General features: G+C 62.7%; 18 protein-coding genes. 8 read left to right on the top strand and 10 right to left on the bottom strand.

Going from position 1 to position 19493, the window contains the following annotated elements; all coding sequences use genetic code 11:
- Position 1: 1 nt before the first annotated feature.
- On the bottom strand, positions 2-592 hold the full coding sequence (locus tag ACN9MU_RS29425) for a hypothetical protein (RefSeq protein WP_426343850.1): 591 nt from the start codon (positions 590-592) through the stop codon (positions 2-4).
- A gap of 161 nt (positions 593-753) precedes the next feature.
- Here ACN9MU_RS29425 and ACN9MU_RS29420 point away from each other — a divergent pair, with 161 nt between their 5' ends.
- Positions 754-1473, top strand: a complete 720-nt coding sequence (locus ACN9MU_RS29420; RefSeq protein ID WP_426319435.1) for a sterol desaturase family protein — start codon at positions 754-756, stop codon at positions 1471-1473.
- Here the strand turns inward: ACN9MU_RS29420 and ACN9MU_RS29415 are convergent, their stop codons facing one another.
- Positions 1474-2436, bottom strand: a complete 963-nt coding sequence (locus ACN9MU_RS29415) for a cyclase family protein (RefSeq protein WP_426343849.1) — start codon at positions 2434-2436, stop codon at positions 1474-1476.
- A 101-nt stretch (positions 2437-2537) separates the two neighbouring features.
- Between ACN9MU_RS29415 and ACN9MU_RS29410 the strand changes: the two genes are divergently transcribed.
- Positions 2538-3431: a LysR family transcriptional regulator gene (locus tag ACN9MU_RS29410; protein WP_426343848.1), complete on the top strand. Its 894-nt coding sequence runs from the start codon at positions 2538-2540 to the stop codon at positions 3429-3431.
- Here the strand turns inward: ACN9MU_RS29410 and ACN9MU_RS29405 are convergent.
- From ACN9MU_RS29405 to ACN9MU_RS29375, 7 genes are all read right to left on the bottom strand, one after another.
- Positions 3428-4642, bottom strand: a complete 1215-nt coding sequence (locus ACN9MU_RS29405; protein ID WP_426165413.1) for a 6-phosphofructokinase — start codon at positions 4640-4642, stop codon at positions 3428-3430. The two genes, ACN9MU_RS29410 and ACN9MU_RS29405, sit on opposite strands and share 4 nt — an antisense overlap.
- 42 nt (positions 4643-4684) lie before the next feature.
- On the bottom strand, positions 4685-6664 hold the full coding sequence (locus ACN9MU_RS29400; protein WP_426343847.1) for an alpha/beta hydrolase family protein: 1980 nt from the start codon (positions 6662-6664) through the stop codon (positions 4685-4687).
- 123 nt (positions 6665-6787) lie between these two features.
- Positions 6788-8758 (bottom strand): S9 family peptidase, encoded by a 1971-nt coding sequence (locus ACN9MU_RS29395; protein WP_426343846.1) that lies wholly within the window; start codon positions 8756-8758, stop codon positions 6788-6790.
- Positions 8759-8906: 148 nt separating this feature from the next.
- On the bottom strand, positions 8907-10943 hold the full coding sequence (locus tag ACN9MU_RS29390; protein ID WP_426343845.1) for a sodium:solute symporter family protein: 2037 nt from the start codon (positions 10941-10943) through the stop codon (positions 8907-8909).
- Positions 10940-11209, bottom strand: a complete 270-nt coding sequence (locus ACN9MU_RS29385) for a DUF4212 domain-containing protein (RefSeq protein ID WP_426319429.1) — start codon at positions 11207-11209, stop codon at positions 10940-10942. The genes ACN9MU_RS29390 and ACN9MU_RS29385 overlap by 4 nt, the downstream gene beginning before the upstream one ends.
- The gene (locus ACN9MU_RS29380; protein WP_426319428.1) at positions 11202-12719 is read right to left on the bottom strand and encodes a sensor histidine kinase N-terminal domain-containing protein; all 1518 of its coding nucleotides are present in this window, start codon (positions 12717-12719) and stop codon (positions 11202-11204) included. Before ACN9MU_RS29380 ends, ACN9MU_RS29385 begins: the two co-directional genes overlap by 8 nt.
- Positions 12716-13408 carry a response regulator gene (locus tag ACN9MU_RS29375; RefSeq protein WP_426165401.1) on the bottom strand — a complete coding sequence of 231 codons (693 nt, stop codon included), beginning with the start codon at positions 13406-13408 and terminating at the stop codon, positions 12716-12718. Before ACN9MU_RS29375 ends, ACN9MU_RS29380 begins: the two co-directional genes overlap by 4 nt.
- Positions 13409-13541: 133 nt before the next feature.
- Between ACN9MU_RS29375 and recA the strand changes: the two genes are divergently transcribed.
- The 6 genes from recA (at position 13542) to ACN9MU_RS29345 (ending at position 18730) form a co-directional block, all read left to right on the top strand.
- Positions 13542-14615: a recombinase RecA gene (recA, locus tag ACN9MU_RS29370; protein ID WP_426165399.1), complete on the top strand. Its 1074-nt coding sequence runs from the start codon at positions 13542-13544 to the stop codon at positions 14613-14615.
- 130 nt (positions 14616-14745) lie between these two features.
- Positions 14746-15204, top strand: coding sequence for a recombination regulator RecX (gene recX, locus ACN9MU_RS29365; RefSeq protein ID WP_426165397.1), 459 nt, complete (start codon positions 14746-14748; stop codon positions 15202-15204).
- A gap of 131 nt (positions 15205-15335) precedes the next feature.
- Positions 15336-15902: a DUF2889 domain-containing protein gene (locus tag ACN9MU_RS29360; protein ID WP_426165395.1), complete on the top strand. Its 567-nt coding sequence runs from the start codon at positions 15336-15338 to the stop codon at positions 15900-15902.
- 58 nt (positions 15903-15960) lie between these two features.
- Positions 15961-17127: an ADP-forming succinate--CoA ligase subunit beta gene (gene sucC, locus ACN9MU_RS29355; RefSeq protein ID WP_426165393.1), complete on the top strand. Its 1167-nt coding sequence runs from the start codon at positions 15961-15963 to the stop codon at positions 17125-17127.
- Between the two features lie 13 nt (positions 17128-17140).
- Positions 17141-18022, top strand: a complete 882-nt coding sequence (sucD, locus tag ACN9MU_RS29350; protein ID WP_155454657.1) for a succinate--CoA ligase subunit alpha — start codon at positions 17141-17143, stop codon at positions 18020-18022.
- Positions 18023-18085: 63 nt separating this feature from the next.
- The gene (locus ACN9MU_RS29345) at positions 18086-18730 is read left to right on the top strand and encodes an FHA domain-containing protein (RefSeq protein ID WP_426343844.1); all 645 of its coding nucleotides are present in this window, start codon (positions 18086-18088) and stop codon (positions 18728-18730) included.
- Positions 18731-18761: 31 nt separating this feature from the next.
- On the opposite strand, the gene ACN9MU_RS29340 is transcribed toward ACN9MU_RS29345, so the two are convergent.
- On the bottom strand, positions 18762-19460 hold the full coding sequence (locus ACN9MU_RS29340) for a flagellar brake protein (protein WP_426165389.1): 699 nt from the start codon (positions 19458-19460) through the stop codon (positions 18762-18764).
- Between the last annotated feature and the right edge of the window lie 33 nt (positions 19461-19493).

Raw genomic sequence — 19493 nt, 5'->3', positions numbered from 1 at the left:
GCTATCGACGGGTGAACTCCATGACCCAGTTGGTCTGCCAGCTGGTGCCATCATCCCAGGAGTAGGCTTGCTCCCAGCGCGCCTGGCGCTCGCTGCTGCGGGTCCAGGTGAAGCGCACGCGGGCCGTGCGGCCTTTGTAGACTTCTTCGCCTTCGAAGCGTCCCACGCCATCGGCATCGAAACGGCCCACCGCCGGCGGCAGCAAGGTGCCGGTGGCGGGATCGAGCCCGCCGTCGCGGTTGGTCAGCCAGTAGATGCTCCAGCGCCCGGTCGTTGGATCGAATACGCGCAAGGTCATCGCCACGAAGCCGGGCCGCCAGTCGCCCAGCGGCCGGTACTCGTCGAAGTTGCCGATGCCGGCCGGCAGCGCGTGCACCAGGTTGCTGGCGCTGAAGGTTTCCCACGGGCTGTCCGGATTGGCGTAATCGGACTGGCGCCGGTTCTGCACCGTCCAGTCGCCGTGCAGGAAGTCGAAAGCATGCCGCGCCCGTTCGATTTCGGCGGCAGCAGGTGCACTTGCCGTCGCCGTGCCGCCGACCGCGCCAGCCGCGCCGCTTGCCGCCAGCGCCAGTGCCCCAATCAGTTTTTTCATGGTTGTCTCCTGTTTGAAAGAGCCACCATGCTAGGCCGCCAACAGGCGAGAACTTGCCCTATATGCCGGCAGTATCTGAATCCGATACCTCGGCGGAATTTCGGGGCTTGTGCAAAGCGCTGGCGCGATCATTTCGTCCTTGCCAAACGAAAGGACACGCCATGCTCACCACAATCTTCATTGTTTTCGCCGCCTGCTTTGTACTGGAGCGCCTGCGCCCCGGCTGGAAACTTCCCCGTATCCGCACCTGGCCCGTGCGCGTTCTTGCCATCAATGCCGTGCAGCTTGGCGTCGTGCTGCTGGCCGGCGTGAGCTGGGAACGCTGGACTTCGCAAGCCTCGCTGCTGCACTTGTCGGACCATGTCGGCCCGGTTGTCGGCGGCCTGCTGGCCTACTTCATCGCCACCTTTGTGTTCTACTGGTGGCATCGCGTGCGCCACGAATCGGATTTGCTGTGGCGCCTGTTCCACCAGATCCACCACAGCCCGCAGCGCATCGAAGTCATCACCTCGTTCTACAAGCATCCCGGCGAAATGATCGTCAACTCGATCATCGGCAGCCTGCTGGTCTATGCCTTCCTTGGCCTGTCTCCGGAATCCGGCGCGGTCTATACGCTGTGCACCGCGCTCGGCGAATTCTTCTACCACACCAGCGTTACCACGCCGCGCTGGGTCGGCTGGTTCTTCCAGCGTCCCGAGATGCACCGCATCCACCACCAGTACGGCCGCCACAAGAACAACTACGGAGACATCGTGTGGTGGGACATGCTGTTCGGAACCTACGAGAACCCGGAGAAGTTCGAAGCCACCTGCGGCTTCGATCCCGACAAGGAAGAACGCCTGGTGGACATGCTGGCCTACCGCGACGTCCACCAGGAGTGATCAACGCAGCGGCAGCGCGATCGGCCGCATTGGCGCCGCATCCGCACCGCGCAGCTTGAGCGAGGCGCCGATAAAGGCAAACTCATAGACCTTGTCGCGCGCCAGTTCTTCCAGGTTGACCAGCTCAATGATGGGCACCCCATGCTCGGCCAGCAGGTAGGTGTGGACCGGGATGTAGTTGTCCTTGGCCTCGGAAGGAAAGGCCTCGAAGCTCAGGTTGTCCGCCCCCACCACCATAGCGCCGTTCTGCTCCACCAGGAAGCGCGCCGCATCCAGGCCCATGCCGGGCGGGTTCTGCATGAAGGCCTGGGCCTTCTCGAACTGCTGCATGCGCCCGGTGCGGATCAGCACCACATCGCCTTTCTGCAGCGCCACCTTCTGTCGCGCCAGCGCTTCGGCCAGGTCCTTGCCAGTGACGCGGTAGTTATCCGGCAGCATGGAGACGCCCTTGGCCGCCGCCACGTCGATCAGCACGCCGCGCGCCACGATGGGCGGCAGCTTCTCCGCACCGGCCACTTTCCAGCCCCGGTCTCCCAGGTGTTCGGAAGCCTTGAAGCCATTCCAGATCTTGCCATTCAGGCCGAAGTGGTTGAGCGCATCGATATGGGTGCCCATGTGCGCATACATCGAGATGGCGCTGCCCGTGTAGCTGACGTGCTGGTTCATGGCTTTGCCGGTCTCCATCGGGTCCGACAGCACATTGCCGTGCGGCGTATGCGTCATCCACATCAGGTAAGGCGGGTCGCCGGCAGCCTGCCAGCTCGGCATGCCGACGAAATAGTCCACCGACAGGTCGTATGCGCGGCCTCCGCTGATGCGGGCCAGGATGGCCGCGCTGGAGGCTTGCGTGACCAGGTTCAGTCGCCCGATCTCATCTTGCGGCCCCCAGCGGCTGGTGCCCGGTTCGGCGGCCAGGGCATTGGCGGACAGCAGCAAGGCGGCGAGGGTAGTTGCGAGTCTCATCTTGGTTCCTTTGAAAGAAAGTTCAGTGAGGCCAGCATATTTGATTCTGCCGCTAAGATAATCAGGCGTTTTTGATAAAGACTTTTTACCAGGAGGATCGAATGGACAAGCTGGCGGCCATGCACGCCTTTCGCCGCGTGGTCGAGCGCGGCAGCTTCAGCAAGGCGGCCGAGGAACTGGGGCTGTCGCCGGCCGGCATCGGCAAGCAAGTGCGCTGGCTGGAGCAGGGCCTGCACGCAGCATTGCTATTGCGCACCACGCGCACCATGAGCCTGACCGATACCGGCCGCGCCTATTTCCAGGAATGCTGCCGCCTGCTCGACGAACTGGAGGAGCTTGAACGCAGCACCAGCGGCGAGCAGGCCGCCATGAAAGGGCGCGTGCGTATCAACGCCCCGATGTCGCTCAGCCTGGTGGTGCTGCCGCCGCTGCTGGCGCGTTTCATGGACCAGTATCCCGAGATCGACGTCGAGCTGACCATGGCGGACCGCTTGCTCGACGTAGTGGCGGAAGGCTTCGACCTGTCGCTGCGCGTGCGCACCACGCTGCCCGATTCCTCGCTGGTGGTACGTTCGGCCGGCAAGGTGGAGCAATGGCTATGCGCCTCCCCCAGCTACCTGCGAGAACACGGCGCGCCGCAGAAGCCGCACGACCTGCTTGCCCACCGCGCCCTGGCCTTCCGCCTGGCGGAAGCGCCCGGCCTGTGGCGGTTGGATGGCGAGGGAGGGACGGTCGAAATCGAGCCGCCGGTGCGCATGTGGCTGGACAACAGCCTGATGCTGGGACAGATGCTGGCGGCGGGGCAGGGCATCGGTTCGCTGCCATCCTTCATTGCCCGGCCGATGCTGGCCCACGGCGCGCTGGAACGCGTCCTGCCGGCCTGGCATTTGCAACCGCGCGTGGCCTACATCGTTTATCCCGGCAACCGCCACCTGCAGACCAAGGTGCGCGCCCTGTCCGACTTCCTGGCGGCGGAATTGCCGGCGATGTTCTAACGCTTGAGGATCTTCGGCACCGGCGCCGGGCGCAGGCGATAGGCGTCCGGCATGCCGGAGCCGAGCAGGGGACGCAGGTACATGCGGAAGGCATCGGTCACGCCGGTGCCTTTCTCGTCAATGAATTCGTCTTCCATGGTGCGCGTCTTGCCTGCCACCGCTTCCAGCGGCATCAGCTCATAGTCGACCGAATAGAAGCCGGTGCGCTTGATCGCCACCGAGCCGTTGCGGTCGCCCCACATGGCGAACTGCACGGCCTTCTCGCCCACTTCGCGCGCCTCGCGCTGGTCCACGTCGGACACGCAACCGATGAAGGAGCGCTGCAGGTAGCCGAAAGTATCGCCGCGCACGCGCTTGATGCCCAGCTTGTCCTTGATCTCGTCGCACAGCAGGTCGGCCAGCGCGCCGGTGCCGGACAGCTGCACGTTGCCATGCGCATCGCGCTCCACTTCCTTCGCCAGCAAGGTGGCGATCGGCGCGCCGGATGCATCGTGGATGCCCTCCGACACCGCCACCACGCAGCGCCCGTAGCGCGCGTAAGTGTCCTTGACGTCGGCCAGGAACTGCTCGATCGAGAATACGCGCTCCGGCAGGTAGATCAGGTGCGGCCCATCGTCCGGGAATTTCTTGCCCAGTGCGGAAGCTGCCGTCAGGAAGCCGGCATGGCGGCCCATGACCACGCCCACGTACACGCCCGGCAGCGAAGCGTTATCCAGGTTGGCGCCGGCAAAGGCCTGTGCCACAAAGCGCGCAGCGGAGGGGAAACCCGGCGTGTGGTCATTGCCCACCAGGTCGTTGTCGATGGTCTTGGGGATGTGGATGGCGCGCAGCGGATAGCCGGCAGCCTGCGCCTGCTCGGCCACGATGCGCACGGTATCCGAGGAATCGTTGCCGCCGATGTAGAAGAAGTGTTCGATCTCGTGCGCCTTCAGCACCTTGAAGATCTCTTCGCAGTACTTCAGGTCCGGCTTGTCGCGTGTGGAACCGAGGGCGGAGGAAGGGGTGGCGGCGACCAGTTCCAGGTTATGGCTGGTCTCCTGCGTCAGGTCGACGAAGTCCTCGTTGACGATGCCGCGCACGCCGTGCAGCGCACCGTAGATGCGCGTCACGTTGCGGAAGCGGCGCGCTTCGAGCACGACGCCGACCAGCGACTGGTTGATCACGGCGGTCGGACCGCCCCCTTGTGCGACCAGGATTTTGCCAGACGACATCGCGCTGCCTCCTTCGAAGTGAGTGACGGACGAGCCGCCAGCTTACTCCGTTTTTGCCCCCGCGCCGATATGCTTGTCGAGGAATTTCTCGACCCGGCCCCAGAAGTCGAGGCGGGTCTTCAGCGTATGCCAGCCGTGTTGCTCACCCACGTATTCAACGAATTCGGCATCGGCCTTGGCGTCTTCCAATGCGCTGCGCATCTTTTTGAAATGCACGAAGGGCACGCGGCGGTCGTCGCTGCCGTGTGCCATCAGCAGAGGTCGCTTGATGCGGGCCGCCTGCTTCAGCGGCGATGTGGCAACAAGCTGCGCGGCGTCCTTTTCCAGGTCACCCACCAGCACCGGCACGCCGTGCTTCTTGTAGTCGTCCGGCAGATCGGACAGCAGGGCCATACCGCCGTCATACAGCAGCGGAATGTCGGTGACAGCCAGGTAGGAAATCCCGCAGCGGTACAGTTCCGGATCGTTGACCAGTCCCATCAAGGTGGCATAGCCGCCATAGCTGCCGCCCATGATGCAGACGCGATCGGGGTCGGCAATGCCTTTTTCAACGGCCCACTTAACGCTGTCGGCAATATCATCCTGCATTTTCAGGCCCCATTGCTTGAAGCCTGCGGAGAACAGTTTGACGCCGTAACCTGTCGAGCCCCTGTATTCCGGTTCCAGCACGGCATAGCCGCGTGAAGCCAGGAACTGGGCGTCGGAATCCCAGCCCCATGCGGTGCCTCGCACATAAGGGCCGCCATGCACCATCACCACCATCGGCAGCTTGCTGCCGCCCTTGGCTGGCTTGGTCAGCCAGACCGGGATCTGCATGCCGTCGCGCGCCTTGACCTTGACCAGTTCCTGGCGTCCCATTTCAGCCGGATTGATGTCGGGGTGGCTGGCACCGATGACTTTCAACTGGCCGGTCTTACTGTTGAACAGCAGATAGGTGTGTGGCTGGCGATCGGAATAGCTCCTTACCAGCAGCCAAGGCACTTCCGGAGTTGCCGGCGGGGTGATGATATTGACCAGGTCCGGCAACCTCTTGTCCACTTCCGCCTGGGCCGCCTTCATACCGGCATCGAACCATATGCTGCTGCGCGCCTCGCCAAGGTAGTGGATGCCAAGCAGATGCTTGTTCGAATACACCATGCTGCCGCTGAAGTCGTAGTCGCTCAGCGAAACCAGAGGTTCCGGGTCGACCTTGCCGGAGGACAGGTCCAGGGTGTGCAGAGCCGCCTTGTCTCCTTTCAGGCGGGCCTTGACCAGCATCTGCTCGTCATTGACGAAGCCGACCGGCTCGATGCCGTCTTCCTCGCCGTAAGCTGTGAAGGTGGCCAGGACGCGCCATTCGCGGCTGGCAGGGTCACGGTAGTGGAAGGTTTGCTTGCCGTCCTTGAGCGACACCATGATGCTGGGCTCGCCCTTGTGATCCAGCATCCAGTACTTCGCAGCCGCCGGGCGGCTGACAGTAGTCGCTTGCCCGGTCGAAGTGTTCAACCTGATCAGGTCGGTGCGCTCAATGACATGGGAGCGTTCTTTCCATTCGGGGCGGCGGGCATAGATGAACTCCGAATCCTGCGCGCCCCGTTCACTCATCAGAAAAGTATTCCACGGTTCGACATGGCGCGTGATCAGACTGCCGATGACGTACGCGATCCTGTGTTCGGCCAGTTGGCGTTTGTCCGTGCCGTCACGGTTGACGGCCCATAGGCCAGGGGCAAATTCTGTTTCGCCAGCGGTCAGCTTGGAATCGTCCACGTTGTACACCAGGCGGTTGTCGTTGACCCAGCGGATGGCGGCGATATCGTAACCGGCAAGGCGCGTGCCGCCGACAACGGCTTGGGTTTCGCTGTCGATGACCACCATGCCGTCGCGCAGCGTGTTATCGCCGATACGAAGTGCTACATAGCGGCCGCTTGGCGAGATGGCGGCGTCCTTGAAATGGGCCGGTTCGAAGAATTGCTGCAGCGGCGGGGCCGCGTGCGCCAGGCCGCCGACGGTAGCCAGGGACAGAAGAAAATGCTTGATCATCATGCTTGCTGCCAATACTGTTGTGGGAAACGTATGTTACTGGAATGGCAAGCTTTGAAAACTAGCCAAATGTAACTTTCCCCTTGATCCGTGGCGGGCGAACCGGGTCCGCCACGGCTTGCCCTATCATTTCTGGCCGATATGCTTGTCGAGGAATTTCTCGACCCGGCCCCAAAAGTCGAGACGGGTCTTCAACGTGCTCCAGCCGTGGCCTTCGCCGATGTATTCAACGAATTCGGCATCGGCCTTGGCGTCTTGCAGCGCGTTGCGCAGTTTGCTGTAATGCGGGAAGGGGACGCGGCGATCATCCGTGCCGTGCGCCAGCAGCAGCGGGCGCTTGATGCGTGCCGCCTGCTTCAGCGGCGAAGTCGCAGTGAACTGCGCGGCGTCTTTTTCCAGGTCGCCCACCAGCACCGGCACGCCGTAGGTCTTGTAATCGGGCGGCAGGTCGGACAGGACGGCCATGCCGCTGTCGTACAGCAGGGGGATGTCGGTGACGGCCGCGTACGCGATGCCGCAGCGATAAACGCCTGGATCGTTGACCAGGCCCATCAGCGTGGCGTAACCGCCATAGCTGCCGCCCATGATGCACACGCGCTCAGGATCGGCGATGCCTTTGTCCACCGCCCACTTGACGCTGTCGGCAATATCGTCCTGCATTTTCAAGCCCCATTGCTTCCGGCCTGCATTGAACAACTTCAGGCCGTAGCCGGTGGAACCGCGGAATTCCGGCTCGAGCACGGCGTAACCGCGCGAGGCAAGGAACTGCCCATCGGCATCCCAGCCCCATTCACTGCCGCGCACATAAGGCCCGCCATGGACCAGCACCACCATCGGCAGCTTCTTGCCGCCCTTGGCCGGCAATGTCAGCCAGGCCGGGATCTCCAGCCCGTCGCGGGCGCGGTACTTGACGATGTCCTGGGCGCCCATTTCGGCGGCCTTGATGTCCGGGTGCGTGCCACCCAGGCCTTTGACTTCACGGGTGTTGCTGTTGTACAGGGAATAGAAGCGCGGCTGGCGATCCGAGTAGCTGGCTACCAGCGTCCAGGCGCTGTCCGGGTGCGTCGGCGGAGTGATGATGTTGACCAGGCCGGCCAATTGGCGGTCCACTTCTTTCTGCGCCGTTTGCAGCGCCGGGTCGAACCAGGCGCTGGAGCGGGCGTCGGCCAGGTAATGGATGCCGACCAGGCGCTGCTTGGAATACACCATGCGGCCGTTGAAGTCGAAGTCCGCCATCGCCACCAATGGCTCGGCATCGATCTTGCCCGTGCCGAGGTCCATCAGGTACAGCGCGGCCTTGTCGCCGTTCTTGCGGGTCCTGACCAGCAGGCGCTTGTCGTCATAGAAACCGATCGGCGACAGGCCTTGTGAGCTGCTGCCGTAGGTTGCCTGGGTCGCGACGTCGCGCCATTCGCCGCCAGCGTCGCGGTAATGGATGGTCTCATTGCCGTCTTTCGAAGACACCATGATCGTCGGCACGCCCTTGTGGTCCAGCATCCAGCCCTGCGATATGCCTGGATGGGACAGCACGCTGGATTGGCCGCTCGCGGTGTCGAGCTTGACCAGTTCGGTACGCTCGATGTCGTAGCCGGCCTTCGCCGTCCAGATCGGGCGCTCGACGTAGATGATGGTGGAATCCTGGGCGCCATCCTCATCCATCAGGTAAGTATTCCATGGCTCCAGCCGCGACTTGATATGCGAACCTGTGCTTTGATTGCCGCCGTGGTGTTCAGCCAGCTGGCGCGTTTCCTTGCCGTCGCGGCTCATGGCATAGAGTCCCGGGGCAACGCGACGGTCCCCCGGCGCCGCGTCTTTGTCCGTGACGGTATAGACCAGGCGCTCATCGTTGACCCAACGGATGTGGCCAACGTCGTATTCGGCCAGCCGTTTGGTGCTCACCACTTGCAAAGTGTCGGTATCGATCACAGCCAGCGAATCGCGGGTCTCGTTGCTGCCGACGCGCAGCGCCAGGTAGCGGCCGCTCGGCGAGAGCCGGGCTTCCTTGTAGCGCGCCGCTTCGAAGAAATGCTGGGCTGGCGGCGCAGCCTGGGCCAGTCCGGCCACGGTAGCCAGTCCGGCCAGGAAATACTTGATCATTGGAGAAGAATGCAGGGGTTGTCGGCGAAGGCTTCTAGTGGGGATACTGCTGCGGCAGCAGCATCTCCAGAGCGTGCGATGGGATATTCACAGGAAACGAATGTTACTCTATTGGCAATCATAACTACTAGCCAAATGTAACATTCGTTTATTCTGGCGTGCGGATGTGGCGCACAAGCGACAAGGTGCGCGCATCCGGCGCCGGCGTCAGCAGGCTGACTGCCACCAGCGCTGCCAGGCCGGCCGGCACGCCGAACACGCCGGCCGAATTGGCGGCAATGCCGAACCACTGCCCGCTGAGGCTGCCGCCCAGTACCGGGTTGGCATGCAGCATGTAGTACAGGCAGGTGAAGAAGCCTGCCACCATCGCGGCCATTGCGCCCTGATGGTTGGCGCGCTGCCAGAACACGCCGGCCACCAGGGCCGGGAACAGCGTCGATGCTGCCAGCGAGAAGGCGGCGCCCACCAGCGACAGGATGTCGCCCGGCTTGGTCGAGGCGGCATAGGCGGCAATGAAGGCCACAGCCAGCAACAGCAGCTTGGAAATCGTCACCCGCTTCTGGGTCGATGCCTGCGGGTCGACGATCTTGTAGTACACGTCATGCGAGAGCGCGTTCGAGATCGCCAGCAGCAGGCCGTCGGCGGTCGACAGCGCTGCCGCCAGCCCGCCTGCCGCCACCAGTCCCGACACCACATACGGCAAGCCGGCAATCTCGGGCGTGGCCAGCACCAGCACGTCGCTGTCGATCTGGATTTCCGCCAGCTGCACAATGCCGTCCAGGTTGATGTCGCTGATCGACAGCAGCGGGCTGGTCTTGTCCACATTGGCCCAGTAGGAGACCCAGGTCGGCAGGTGGGCGAAGTCGCTGCCCACCAGCGAGCTGTAGATGTCGTACTTGACCAGCACCGCCAACGCCGGGATGGTCAGGTACACCAGCAGGATGAAGAACAGGGTCCAGAACACCGACACCCGCGTCGCCTGCACCGAAGGCGTGGTGTAGGAGCGCATCAGGATATGCGGCAGGGCCGCCGTGCCCACCATCAGGCAGAACACCAGCGCCAGGAAGTTGTTGCGCTTCTGGTCCGACTGCTCGCGGTCGGCGCCGGGGAAGGGCTCGGCGTGCTTCACCAGTTCGCGTCCGCGCGCCAGGTTGTAGTTGCGCTGCGCGGTCCACACGACGGCCGCGTCTTCCACGGTTTTCGGATAGTTGGCCAGTGCCCGTTCTGCAGCGCGGATTTCCAGCAGCGAGCCATTGCGCTGCTTGACCATGTCCAGATTGTGCTGCGCTTCGAGCCGGCCCGAATCCCAGGAGGCCGGCAAGCCGTGCAGCCGCACGCCGAAATCTTCGGCGCGCTGCAGGAACACTTCGCGCACCTCGGCCTCTTTCTCGTCGCGCGCCAGCTGCGTCTCGCGTGCGCTGAGCTTGGGCAGCAGCTTGCCGTAGGCGACCTGCGGCACCGGATTGCCGCCGTGCTTGACCGCCAGCCACATGGCCGGCATCAGGAAGGCCACGAGGATAATAATGTACTGCGCCACCTGGGTCCAGGTAATGGCCCGCATGCCGCCCAGGAAGGAGCACACCAGAATCGACGCCAGGCCGAGGAAGATGCCGACCGAGAAATCGACGCCGGTAAAGCGCGAAGCGATCAGTCCCACCGCGTAGATCTGCGCCACCACGTAGGTGAAGGAAACGATGATGGTGGCGCCGACAGCCATCAGCCGCACGGCGCGGCCGTTGTAGCCGCCGCCGTAGCGCGCCGCGAAAAAGTCGGGAATCGTGTACTGGCCGAACTTGCGCAGGTAAGGCCCGATCAGCAGCGCCACCAGGCAGTAGCCGCCGGTCCAGCCCATGATGTAGGCCAGGCCGTCGAAGCCGTGCAGGTACAGGCCGCCCGCCAGCGAAATGAAGGACGCGGCCGAAATCCAGTCGGCCGCCGTGGCCATGCCGTTGAACAGCGAGGGCACGCGCCTTCCCGCCACGTAATACTCCGCCACGTTGGAAGTGCGGCTGATCACCCCGATCGCTGCGTACAGGATGATGGTGGCGAACATGAACAGGTAGCCGATCCACAGGCGCGGCATGCCTTCCTTTTCCAGCATCGCCAGCGCGAGCAGGAACATGGCGAAGCAGCCGGTAAAGATCGTGTAGTAGCGCTGCAGCTTGCGGAAGAAGGGCGTCCTCATGCCTGGCCCCCGCTTTCGCGCAACTGCTCGCTTCTGTAGCGCCGCTCCAGCGCGCGCATGCGCCAGGCGTAGAAGCCGATGATGCCAAGGTAGATCAGCGAAGCGCCTTGCGCCGCCAGGTAGAACGACAGCGGCCAGCCGAAGATCGACAGCCCGCTCAATTCGCGCGCGAAGAAAATGATGCAGAACGTGGTGAGGAGCCAGGTGGCCAGCAGCCAGCCGGTCATGCGGCGTACGCGGCGCCAGTGGCGCTCGAGCTTATCCAAAATGCGGTACCTCTTCTTCTTCGGGCGGCGTGTCCGGCACGCGCAGCGGGAACGTCACGCGGAACAGGCAGCCTGGGTATTTCGGGTCGGTGGTGCGCGGGTTGGCGAACAGGTCGACTTCCGCTTCGTGCTGCTGCGCCACTTCGCGCACGATCGGCAGGCCCAGCCCGGAGCCCTCGGTGTTGCTGCCCAGGATGCGGTAGAAGCGCTCGAACACATGGCCGCGCTCCGCTGCCGGGATGCCGGGGCCGTTGTCTTCCACTTCAAGCAGGGCATGCTTGCCTGTGCGGCGCACGCGCACCGTGACGGCGCTGCCGCGCGGCGTGTAGCGCAAGGCATTGTCGATCAGGTTGGACAGCATCTCGCGCAGCATCATCGCGTTGCCGGAAATCGGCACGTCCTCGGGCGGCGGTTCGTAGCCAAGGTCGATGCCGTAGTTGAAGGACGCCTGGACCCAGTCGTGCACCGTGCTGCGCGCCATTCCGCCCAGCTCCAGCGGCTCCATGGCGGTGCCGGCCTGCGGCTGGTTCTCGGCGCGCGCCAGTGCCAGCAGCTGGTTGACCAGGCGGGTGGCCGCCTGCGACGATTTGGCCAGCTGTTCCAGCGAACGGTGCACCTCGGCCTGGTCGGTCTGGCGCAGCGCCAGTTCCGATTGGGTGCGCATGCCGGCCAGCGGGGTTTTCATCTGGTGCGCAGCATCGGCGATGAAACGCTTTTGCGAATCGATCGACAGTTTGAGGCGCTCCAGCATTTCATTGAGCGACTTGACCAGCGGCGTGATTTCTTCCGGCACCTGGCGCGGCGGGATCGGGCTCAGGTCGTCCGACGGGCGGGCGCGGATGCGCTCCTGCAGTTCACGCAGCGGCAGCAGCCCGCGCGACAGTGCAAACCACACCAGGGCCAGCACGATTGGCAGGATGATGAACTGCGGCAGGATCACGCCCTTGATGATTTCATTGGCCAGCTTGGCGCGCTTTTCCAGCGTTTCGCCGACCTGCACCAGGGCCAGGCGCTGCGGCTGCGCCTTGTCTTCTTCCAGGTTGACCCAGGTCCAGGCGATGCGGATCGGCGTGCCGTGCAGGGTGGAGTTGCGGAACAGGACCGCGCCGGCGCGGATGTCCTGCAGCTCGGGATCCTGCTTCGGCGGCGGCGGCAGGTCGCGGTCGCCGTCGACGTGGGCGCCGGTCGGGCTGCTGACCTGGTAATAGATATTGTCCACGTCGTCGGCACGCAGGATGTCGCGCGCCGGGCCGGGCAGGCGGGGAATCACGCCGCCCACTTCGCGCACCTGCTGCGTGAGCACGGTGACGGTGTCTTCCAGCGCATGGTCGAAGGGCTGGTTGGCGATCGACTTCGCCACCAGGTAGGTGATGGCGATGCTCATTGGCCACAGCAGCAGCAGGGGAGCGAGCATCCAGTCGAGGATCTCGCCGAACAGCGAGTGCTGGATCTCGTTCTCTTCGGCGGCCGGGGCGTGGGCCCAGTCGGCGGCCTGCTGCTCGCCGTTCACGGTGCGGCCGGCGGTTGCGGCGGGTTGAATTTCTCCAGGCAGTAGCCGAGGCCGCGCACGGTGGCGATGCGGATGCCGCCCACTTCAATCTTCTTGCGCAGGCGGTGCACATAGACCTCGATGGCGTTGTTGCTGACCTCTTCGCCCCATTCGCACAGGTGGTCCACCAGCTGCTCTTTCGACACCAGGCGCCCGGTGCGCGCCAGCAGGATTTCCAGCAAGCCCAGTTCGCGCGCCGACAGGTCCAGCATCTGCTCGTTGATATAGGCGCTGCGCCCGACCTGGTCGTAGGTGAGGGGGCCGTGCTTGACGACGGTGGAGCCGCCGCCCTGGCCGCGCCGGGTCAGCGCCCGCACCCGCGCCTCCAGCTCGGACAGCGCGAACGGCTTGGCCATGTAATCGTCGGCGCCCAGGTCGAGGCCGTTGACCCTCTGCTCGACCGAGTCGGCGGCGGTCAGGATCAGCACCGGCAGCAGCGAGCCGCGCGTGCGCAGGCGGCGCAGCACTTCCAGCCCGGACATCTTGGGCAGGCCCAGGTCCAGGATCAGCAGGTCGAATTCCTGGGTGGACAGGGCGGTGTCCGCCTCCTGCCCGTTTTTTACGCAGTCGATCGCATAGCCGGACTGGCGCAGGGAGCGCGTCAGGCCGTCCGCGAGGACGCTGTCATCTTCGGCTAATAGGATACGCATAAGGACACTGTACTCCAGCCGTTTGACTTTTCGCAAAGTTTGCAAAAAGGGGCTTGTCAAAAGCACTGTAATTTTATACAGTACCACCTGTACAACGTAGTGACTCAATTCATTTAGCCCGCGAAAGAACATCATGGACGACAAAAAAGGCGCAGTACCTGCATCGGAAAAAGCCAAGGCCCTGGCGGCCGCACTGGCCCAGATTGAAAAGCAGTTTGGCAAAGGCTCCGTGATGCGCATGGACGCATCCGCCCCGATCGAGGAAGTGCAGACTGTCTCCACCGGCTCCCTGGGCCTGGATATCGCGCTGGGCGTAGGCGGCCTGCCACGCGGCCGTGTGGTGGAAATCTACGGTCCTGAATCTTCCGGTAAAACCACCCTGACCCTGCAAGCCATCGCTGAAATGCAGAAAATGGGCGGCACCTGCGCCTTCATCGACGCGGAACACGCGCTGGACGTGGTGTATGCCCAAAAACTGGGCGTCAACCTGCACGAGCTGCTGATCTCCCAGCCGGATACCGGCGAACAGGCCCTGGAAATCTGCGACGCGCTGGTGCGCTCCGGTTCCGTGGACCTGATCGTGGTCGACTCGGTTGCCGCGCTGACCCCGAAAGCCGAAATCGAAGGCGATATGGGCGATTCCCTGCCGGGCCTGCAGGCGCGACTGATGTCCCAGGCGCTGCGCAAGCTGACCGGCACCATCAACCGCACCAACACCCTGGTAATCTTCATTAACCAGATCCGCATGAAGATCGGCGTGATGTTCGGCTCGCCGGAAACCACCACCGGCGGCAATGCCCTGAAGTTTTACGCCTCCGTGCGCCTCGACATCCGCCGTACCGGCTCGATCAAGTCGGGCGACGAGGTGATCGGTAACGAGACCAAGGTCAAGGTGGTCAAGAACAAGATTGCGCCGCCGTTCAAGGAAGCCCACTTCGACATCCTGTATGGCGAAGGCACTTCGCGCGAAGGCGAGATCATCGACCTGGGCGTGGAAGCCAAGATCGTCGAGAAGTCGGGTTCCTGGTACAGCTACGGCGGCGAGCGTATCGGCCAGGGCAAGGACAATGCCCGTTCCTTCCTCAAGGAGCGTCCGGCACTGGCGCGTGAAATCGAGAACAAGGTGCGTGCGGCACTGGGCGTGCGTGAGCTGCCGGCCGTTTCCGATGATGGCGAAGAAGCGCCGAAGCTGCGCGCGGTCGACTAAAACCGGTAAGGCAGCCGGATGGCCGTCCCGTCTGACCCGCAGGGTCAGACACTGGTATGCCGGAGCCACAGGCCGTAGATCAGAAGGTGTCTGACCCTGCGGGTCAGACATCGGTTTACCGGTTTAACAGATGCCCCTCCCCAAACCCACCCTAAAAGCCCGTGCTCTCCGCCTGCTCAGCCAGCGCGAGCACAGCCGCCTCGAGCTCGCCCGCAAGCTGCAGCGCCACGCGGAAGAGGGCGACGACGTCGAAGCCCTCCTGAATTTCCTCGAGCAAAACAAATGGCTCTCGGAAGAGCGCTTCTCCGAAAACCTGGTGCACCGCCGCGCCGCCCGCTACGGCAACAGCCGCATCGTGGCCGAGCTGCAGCACCACGGCATCGGCGGCGACATGCTGGCCGAAGTCAAGGAAAGCCTGAAAGAAGACGAAGTCGAGCGCTGCTGCGAAGTCTGGCGCCGCAAATTCGGCGAAGTGGCCGAAGATCCCGAAGGCCGACAGAAGCAATTGCGCTTCCTCATGTCGCGCGGCTTCTCACAAAAGGCCATCCGCACCGCCATGAAGGGCACCATGCCCGACGAGGACTTTTAAATTGGCCTCGGAAGGTATGCTACACTTCGAGAGTTTTATGCAGCACCGCGGGTGCGGTGGTTGTCCGTAGAAGCTGCGGCGTACTGATTAGCTGCTTATAATTTTGGCCACTTTTGAGTGGCATCGGTCTTATGTCCTTGTCAAATCCTGTCTCCCGACGAGCGCTGCGGCACACGCGCGCCATAGACATCCAGGCGTATTCACGCGAGGATGGCCTGTGGGATCTTGACGCCCATATCACGGACATCAAATCCTTCGACACCATGCTGGCATCGGGCCCGCGCAAGGGCAACGAAGCCCTGCACGACCTGTGGCTGCGCGTGACCGTCGATAAGCAGCTGACCATCGTCGATGCCGAAGCAAGTTCGGACGCTGTTCCCTATCCTGGCCATTGCAACACGATCGGCCCCGCCTACAAAGCCTTGATCGGCCTGAACCTGATGAAGGGTTTTCGCCATGCAGTCAAGGAAAGGCTGGCCGGCGTACAAGGCTGTACCCACCTGACAGAATTGGCCCTGGTGCTGCCGACGGCAGCCGTGCAAGCCTTTGCCAACGATGTCTGGCCAGTGAACGAGCGCTCCAGCACTGCGACAGAAAAACCGTTCCAACTTGACAAGTGCCACGCCCTCAAGACCGATGGCGGGGCAGTTGCCGAGTTCTACCCACGCTGGTACGTCAACAAGACGGAAGCAGCCTAGGTGCTGTACAAAATACATCTAACCAACAAACAGGTATTCGAAAGAAGGGAAAGCCAGCATGAAAATCCATGAGTATCAAGGCAAAGAAATCCTCCGAAAGTTCGGAGTGACCGTACCGCGCGGTATTCCGTGCATGTCCGTGGAAGAGGCAGTGAAAGCTGCTGAAACCCTGGGCGGCCCAGTGTGGGTCGTGAAGGCACAGATCCATGCAGGTGGCCGTGGTAAAGGCGGCGGCGTGAAAGTTGCCAAGACCATGGAACAGGTGAAAGAGTACGCCGACCAGATCATGGGCATGCAGCTGGTGACCCACCAGACCGGCCCTGAAGGCCAGAAAGTCCGCCGCCTGCTGATCGAAGAAGGCGCCGACATCAAGAAGGAACTGTACGTTTCCCTGGTGACCGACCGCGTCACCCAGCGCGTAGTCCTGATGGCTTCCTCCGAAGGCGGCATGGACATCGAAGAAGTCGCTGAATCGCACCCGGAAAAAATCCACTCGATCGCGATCGATCCAGCCGTTGGCCTGACCGACGCTGAAGCCGCCGGCATCGCCGCCAAGATCGGCGTGCCGGAAGGCTCGATCGCCGACGCGGTGACCAACCTGCAAGGCCTGTACAAAGCCTACTGGGAAACCGATGCTTCCCTGGCTGAAATCAACCCGCTGATCCTGACCGGTTCCGGCAAGGTCATCGCCCTGGACGCCAAGTTCAACTTCGACTCCAACGCCCTGTTCCGCCACCCGGAAATCGTTGCTTACCGCGACCTGGACGAAGAAGATCCAGCCGAAGTCGAAGCTTCGAAATTCGACCTGGCCTACATCTCCCTGGACGGCAACATCGGCTGCCTGGTGAACGGCGCCGGCCTGGCCATGGCAACCATGGACACCATCAAGCTGTTCGGCGGCGAGCCAGCCAACTTCCTGGACGTGGGCGGCGGCGCAACGGCCGAGAAAGTCACCGAAGCGTTCAAGATCATGCTGAAGAACCCAGGCCTGAAAGCCATCCTGGTGAACATCTTCGGCGGCATCATGCGCTGCGACGTGATCGCCGAAGGCGTGATCACCGCATCCAAAGCCGTGTCCCTGCAAGTACCGCTGGTCGTCCGCATGAAGGGCACCAACGAAGACCTGGGCAAGAAGATGCTGGCCGACTCCGGCCTGCCAATCATCTCCGCTGACACCATGGAAGATGCAGCCAAGAGCGTTGTTGCTGCCGCTGCCGGTAAATAATTAAGGAATCACTATGTCTATCCTGATCAATAAAGACACCAAAGTCATCACCCAGGGCATCACCGGCAAGACCGGCCAGTTCCACACCCGCATGTGCCGCGACTACGCGAACGGCCGAGAAGCTTTCGTTGCTGGCGTGAACCCTAAGAAAGCCGGCGAAGATTTCGAAGGCATCCCAATCTACGCATCCGTCAAGGAAGCAGCTTCGGAAACCGGCGCAACCGTTTCCGTGATCTACGTTCCACCAGCAGGCGCAGCCGCTGCCATCTGGGAAGCCGTAGAAGCTGAACTGGACCTGGCCATCTGCATTACCGAAGGCATCCCAGTCCGCGACATGATGGAAGTGAAAGACCGCATGGCTAAAGCAGGTTCCAAGACCCTGCTGTTGGGCCCTAACTGCCCAGGCCTGATCACCCCTGACGAAATCAAGATCGGCATCATGCCTGGCCACATCCACAAGAAAGGCCGTATCGGCGTGGTTTCGCGCTCCGGCACCCTGACCTATGAAGCAGTCGGCCAGCTGACCGCACTGGGCCTGGGCCAGTCTTCCGCCGTGGGTATCGGCGGCGACCCGATCAACGGCCTGAAGCACATCGACGTGATGCGCATGTTCAACGACGATCCTGACACCGACGCTGTGATCATGATCGGCGAAATCGGCGGTCCGGACGAAGCCAACGCAGCCCGTTGGATCAAGGACAACATGAAGAAGCCAGTGGTTGGCTTCATCGCCGGTGTGACCGCTCCTCCAGGCAAGCGCATGGGCCACGCCGGCGCGCTGATCTCCGGCGGCGCCGACACTGCACAAGCCAAACTGGAAATCATGGAAGCCTGCGGCATCAAGGTTACCAAGAATCCTTCCGAAATGGCTCGTCTGTTGAAGGCAATGCTGTAATAGTAGCTGTATGATAACGGGGAGCTTCGGCTCCCCGTTTTTGTTTACCCGGAGGATATCGATTTGGCAAAACTACTCGTGATGCGAGAAGGTGTTATCGAGCAGACAGTGCAGCTCACCAAGGAGCGCATGACCGTCGGCCGCCATAAGCATAACGACATTGTCCTGAATCACCCCGCAGTCAGTGGTGAGCATGCCCTCGTCACCACCATCCTGGACGATTCCTTCCTGGAAGACCTGCAAAGCACAAATGGTACATTTGTGAACGGCCACCGCATCGGCAAGCACTTCCTGCAGAACAAGGATGTGATCAAGATGGCCAAGTACCACCTCGAATTCGTCAGCGACGGCATCCGCCCCCTGGCCGCCGCAGCAGCGACCATCCCGGCCATGCCGGTTCCGCCATCGGCCCCGGCCGTCGCGCCGAACACCCAGTTCGCCGAACTGCCGCTCGCCCATATCGAAGTCCTGAACGGCAGCAACGCCGGCAAGACCCTGAGCCTGACCAAGGCCGTCACCAGCCTGGGCCGGCCAGGCGTGCAAGTGGTGGTCATCACTCGCGCCCTGGAAGGCTATTCCGTCGCCCACGTGGAAGGCGACAAATCGCCCCTGCTGAACGGCGACCCGATGCCGCGCCAGCCGCACCCATTGAAGGGTGGCGAGATCCTCGACCTCAGCGGCATCCTGATGGCATTCCGCCTCAGCTGACGTTCAAAGTTGAAGTGGTCCCCTGGACCGGTCAGACGATTTTTTGACGGTCGGCCAGCATGGCCTCGTAAGTCAGGTTTTGCAGCAGGGTGAAGTGTGCCGGATCGAGTCCGATGAATTGCACGCCATAGCTGAACACATCCTTCCCGTCTCCCTTCTGCGACTGCGCGACCGTGGCGTTGCGCACCAGCGCCGGGGTATTGATGCGCACTTGCCGGTCGTCCGGCGGCGCCAGCAGGGTAAAGTCCAGCTGCACCGTCTCGCCCTCGCGGCTCAAGGGCTGGGCCGATTCGATCAGCGCGCCGGACACGCTCAGGTTCACCAGGAAGACGGAAGCATGGTGGCCGTCATCGCGCGACATCTTGGCCGGGATTTCGACCTTCACCCGCATTGCCGCGCGCAGGCTGGTGCCCTGGATTTCGCTGGGGAAGGCCACGTGCGCATACATCAGCGGCCGCAGGAAGACGCGCTGCACGACAGTCGAGAAGGAGCAGACATTCACACCCGAGAACACCCGCACCGTCAGCTTGTCGCCCTCGGTAACGGCGATCGGCCCGTTGTTCTCCATCGGGATCTTGACGATCATGTACTCGTCACGCACCCAGCCAATGACGGTCGAGAAATGCTGCATGGGCCGCAGCGTGCGATGGGTGATCAACTGGATGCGCCCGCCAACCTGCAGGTTCATCTGTTCAAACGCATATTCCTGCAATTTGTTTTCGCCCGCCATCTTCGTTATTGTCTATTTATGAGCAATTGCCCA

The organism is Pseudoduganella sp. R-32, from assembly GCF_049913245.1.
Taxonomy (GTDB): domain Bacteria; phylum Pseudomonadota; class Gammaproteobacteria; order Burkholderiales; family Burkholderiaceae_D; genus Rugamonas.
The sequence above is the reverse complement of the archived record's forward strand: the minus strand, read 5'-3'. Positions and strand labels throughout refer to the sequence as shown.

Excerpts from the sequence above, each read along its gene's own strand:
- ACN9MU_RS29425 (WP_426343850.1), bottom strand. The coding sequence starts at position 592 with ATGAAAAAACTGATTGGGGCACTGGCGCTGGCGGCAAGCGGCGCGGCT.
- ACN9MU_RS29420 (WP_426319435.1), top strand. The coding sequence starts at position 754 with ATGCTCACCACAATCTTCATTGTTTTCGCCGCCTGCTTTGTACTGGAG.
- ACN9MU_RS29415 (WP_426343849.1), bottom strand. The coding sequence starts at position 2,436 with ATGAGACTCGCAACTACCCTCGCCGCCTTGCTGCTGTCCGCCAATGCC.
- ACN9MU_RS29410 (WP_426343848.1), top strand. The coding sequence starts at position 2,538 with ATGGACAAGCTGGCGGCCATGCACGCCTTTCGCCGCGTGGTCGAGCGC.
- ACN9MU_RS29405 (WP_426165413.1), bottom strand. The coding sequence starts at position 4,642 with ATGTCGTCTGGCAAAATCCTGGTCGCACAAGGGGGCGGTCCGACCGCC.
- ACN9MU_RS29400 (WP_426343847.1), bottom strand. The coding sequence starts at position 6,664 with ATGATGATCAAGCATTTTCTTCTGTCCCTGGCTACCGTCGGCGGCCTG.
- ACN9MU_RS29395 (WP_426343846.1), bottom strand. The coding sequence starts at position 8,758 with ATGATCAAGTATTTCCTGGCCGGACTGGCTACCGTGGCCGGACTGGCC.
- ACN9MU_RS29390 (WP_426343845.1), bottom strand. The coding sequence starts at position 10,943 with ATGAGGACGCCCTTCTTCCGCAAGCTGCAGCGCTACTACACGATCTTT.
- ACN9MU_RS29375 (WP_426165401.1), bottom strand. The coding sequence starts at position 13,408 with ATGCGTATCCTATTAGCCGAAGATGACAGCGTCCTCGCGGACGGCCTG.
- recA (WP_426165399.1), top strand. The coding sequence starts at position 13,542 with ATGGACGACAAAAAAGGCGCAGTACCTGCATCGGAAAAAGCCAAGGCC.
- recX (WP_426165397.1), top strand. The coding sequence starts at position 14,746 with ATGCCCCTCCCCAAACCCACCCTAAAAGCCCGTGCTCTCCGCCTGCTC.
- ACN9MU_RS29360 (WP_426165395.1), top strand. The coding sequence starts at position 15,336 with ATGTCCTTGTCAAATCCTGTCTCCCGACGAGCGCTGCGGCACACGCGC.
- sucC (WP_426165393.1), top strand. The coding sequence starts at position 15,961 with ATGAAAATCCATGAGTATCAAGGCAAAGAAATCCTCCGAAAGTTCGGA.
- sucD (WP_155454657.1), top strand. The coding sequence starts at position 17,141 with ATGTCTATCCTGATCAATAAAGACACCAAAGTCATCACCCAGGGCATC.
- ACN9MU_RS29340 (WP_426165389.1), bottom strand. The coding sequence starts at position 19,460 with ATGGCGGGCGAAAACAAATTGCAGGAATATGCGTTTGAACAGATGAAC.